The sequence below is a fragment of the Microcystis sp. LE19-10.1B genome, assembly GCF_027530565.1.
Lineage (GTDB): Bacteria > Cyanobacteriota > Cyanobacteriia > Cyanobacteriales > Microcystaceae > Microcystis > Microcystis aeruginosa.
In genome coordinates this window covers 1-3062 of sequence record NZ_JAPZQM010000135.1, presented here as the reverse complement: position 1 = coordinate 3062, position 3062 = coordinate 1, and the positions used below count along the sequence as shown (strand labels likewise).

Genomic DNA, 3062 nt, shown 5'->3' with positions numbered 1-3062 from the left:
CTAAGAACTGTTCAGTTTTCTCATAAATTACCTCGATTACATAACAATCACATTTAGGAACTATTCTGACTTCTGCTATGCGCTCCACCACTCTCGTCGGCAAGGCAATTGAAGTCCCTGATAGTTTGACTAACCCTTGCCGAAGACCTACTTTGCTTATAGCTTGAATCGTGTAAACTAAGAGATTTCGTCCTTTTTTTGGCTCCTTATAGCCAGGGATTTTGGGTTTTCCCAGAAATTTATCGGGGTGACTTTTAAACTCTGATGAAGCGGCAAAAAATGATTGCCAGTTCTGGTCTAATCCTCTTAAAACTTGTTGGGAAACTTTAGCGGGTAAAGCTTGATACTGTTCTGTCTTTTTCATCAGAGAAGCCATCTGATTATAGGTCAAATAGCCATGACCATAAATGAAGTTTTGTCGGATTAAATAATTGGCTGAGTTGTAAAGATTTTTAGACTGCCAAGATAAATTATCTATCTCAGCCCAAAATCTATGTCCTTTCTTGATAATGTGTCTTTCGGCTACTAACATTATTATCCGTTGTCTTTTAACTCAGCGTCGGGTTTTGAAGGGTTGTCATCCGTTGTCATAATTGTACCAGAAGGCAATTGATAGCCTGTTAAATTTCCTTGTTTCCACCACCTCCAAGCCGTTCGATAACTTATTCCTGTTTTTTTTGCCTAGTCCGATAGTTTTGTCTGTACATACTACCATGAATGACTATATATGACCATATTTGTATTGAAACTTTACAATACCTTTTTTGGGTTTATAGCGTTTCCTGTTGGCAAGAGGTACATTGTCGATGGTGAAAAGCTTAATCAGCAAAGGTTTAACTGTGCCACACAGGTGTGGGAAACGCTATATTTATTTCAAAAATTATCTCTTTATTTGTATATTTTTAAACTTGTATAAAATTGATTTAAGTTTTGTAAAAAGTAGTTGACAAAATACGATCGAGATCAAGGATAACCCTATCCTTAAGGTTGACAAAATATGGTAAGGTGGACTGAGTAATAAAACTTATCACTAACCTATTATCAGTGACAAGTGCCAAATTCACCAGAGAAGGCTAAATATAACTATGTCCAAACGGTTTAAATTCGACTCCTCCGAGATGATTTATCTCACCGATAAACTGATGAATGCGGCCAGCAATCGTTACTCGATCGTCGTGCAAGTCGCTAGACGGGCCAAACGCGTCCGCTACGATACCGTAGAAAATATCGATGACCCGATGATTAAACCCGTCCAACGGGCCTTGATGGAAATGACCGACGAATTAACCGAACCGGAATTATTACGCGATTAATCCCCTAAAATTGCCTGGAACCCACCCCTACATTTCATCGGGGTTGATACCCAGTGATCTTAGTCTTTCCGCTAGTCGTTGGGCTTTTTGTTCCGCTTCCTGTTTGGCTAAACCTTCTTGCTGGGCGATCAAACCTGCTTGACTGGCGATCGCCGCAGCTGCCCTCGCCCTTTCCTCTGCGGTTAAATAACGATTTCCCGATACTGGGAAGAAGGCGATTTTTGTGTAGGAAAGGTTAACCATAGCGATTGTTTTGACTAGGGAAATTACCAAGTATTCGGTTGAAAGTCGGCATCATTAATAATGGCCACCGTATCCCCAGAGGGTTTAATCACAAATAGACCTTTTTTATAAGCGTATCGATCGATCCCCTCGTTGATTTCAATTCCCGCCACCGCACCGTAAGCTCGATAGTTTTGATAATGGGGAAAAGCGATTTTAAAGCGGGTCAATTTTTCGATAAATTCATCCACATCATCTTTAGATAATCTAGATTTACATTCCACCACCACGAGATCGGTATCATCTACCGCTAGGATATCAATTTCCATGGCGATGCCCTGACGCTTGACTCTAGCGCGGGGATAAACTTCTTTAATATCGATGCCTTTTTCCTGAAAAAGCCGTAAAACCGCCGGTTCTACCAATTCTTCCACAAATCGACCCCAGCGAGTGGTGAGACTATCTACCGCTTTGCTGGTTCGTTCAACCGTCCGTTTCAGTTCTGCCATGGAGCGATCGCTTTCTAGTTTAGATTCCGCCAGGAGGTTCTCTATTTCGACTCTATGGCGATCATATTCCGCCTTAGATTCGGCAGCCCGGCGATCATATTCCTCGGCGGAAGCGCGGAATAGCTGGTAAATATCCTCAAGAGTTACCGGTTCATTCATAGACTTACCTCTAAAACACCCCTGATCATTTTAGCGATTCCCTCGAGAAGCCGGACGAGAGCCAGAGAGCAAAACGAAAAAAATATTAAGAATTATGTAAAAGACTTGACAAATGTGCGGGGGGGGGTAAGGTTTTTCTGGAATTTACTTGGTTCCAAAACTTGCATAATCCTTACAACGCTCAAAGAGCTTGATTTTAGATGAAACTAACGATTATGGGTATTTTATCTGGGGTTGCCTTTGCGACTCTGGGCATCTCTGGCATTGCAGAAGCTTTTCAACTGATTCCTTCTGGTCTTAGTCCTGGTAATCAGTATCGCTTGGTATTTGTTACGGATGGCACGATTCAAGCAACAAGCACTGACATAAATACCTACAACACCTTTGTTGACAATGAGGCGCACACCTCAACAATATTAAATGACGCTTTTACGAATGTAGGAATCGACCCTGCTAGTATTACCGAAAAATTGGGTTCGTTATGGGAGCGATTTTGGTCCAGGGTTTAACGGTCCGGTAGCATTCCGCCCTTTGTACGGAATCTCTTCGGTGCTGACGGTTCCCACCACGACCACTCCAGAACCTTCTAGCCTTCTCGGTTTTATCACCTTGGGCCGATTAATGCTAGGGGGTACCGTCCGCAAAGCCCGCAAGTAATGCCTACAAGGGAGAGGAGGCGAGGGTTTCCTCTCTCGAAGCGGAGGTTTTCGATACTTTATGGCTCTTCGGTTTGTGTTATGCAATGGACGGGGATTATAAGGGATGTAACCCTTATATAGAAAGGCATTTAGCGATTTTTGTCAATTGTTTTTTATCTAGAGCGAACTAATCAATTAAGTCTCTTGCCAGATAAGGATTT

3 protein-coding genes and 2 pseudogenes are annotated in these 3062 nt (G+C 42.3%); 2 read left to right on the top strand and 3 right to left on the bottom strand.

All coding sequences use genetic code 11. The features are described from left to right. Positions 1–532, bottom strand: a 532-nt coding sequence (locus O9332_RS04885) for a transposase (protein ID WP_288023980.1), incomplete at its 3' end; no start/stop codon positions are given. Positions 533–1085: 553 nt separating this feature from the next. Here O9332_RS04885 and O9332_RS04880 point away from each other — a divergent pair. Further along, a complete protein-coding gene (locus O9332_RS04880; RefSeq protein ID WP_002761217.1) occupies positions 1086–1313 on the top strand; it encodes a DNA-directed RNA polymerase subunit omega in 228 nt (75 codons plus the stop codon). Between the two features lie 27 nt (positions 1314–1340). On the opposite strand, the pseudogene O9332_RS04875 reads toward O9332_RS04880, so the two are convergent. Both O9332_RS04875 and O9332_RS04870 read right to left on the bottom strand, forming a co-directional pair. After that, positions 1341–1526: pseudogene (locus O9332_RS04875) on the bottom strand (hypothetical protein); the annotation flags it as partial. A 53-nt stretch (positions 1527–1579) separates the two neighbouring features. Beyond that, the gene (locus O9332_RS04870; protein ID WP_288023976.1) at positions 1580–2203 is read right to left on the bottom strand and encodes a DUF3782 domain-containing protein; all 624 of its coding nucleotides are present in this window, start codon (positions 2201–2203) and stop codon (positions 1580–1582) included. Positions 2204–2403: 200 nt separating this feature from the next. Here O9332_RS04870 and O9332_RS04865 point away from each other — a divergent pair. Beyond that, positions 2404–2860: pseudogene (locus O9332_RS04865) on the top strand (PEP-CTERM sorting domain-containing protein). Positions 2861–3062: the final 202 nt, after the last annotated feature.

Bases quoted from the DNA above. Each gene is read 5' to 3' on its own strand.
- O9332_RS04880 (WP_002761217.1), top strand. From the start codon at position 1,086: ATGTCCAAACGGTTTAAATTCGACTCCTCCGAGATGATTTATCTCACC.
- O9332_RS04870 (WP_288023976.1), bottom strand. From the start codon at position 2,203: ATGAATGAACCGGTAACTCTTGAGGATATTTACCAGCTATTCCGCGCT.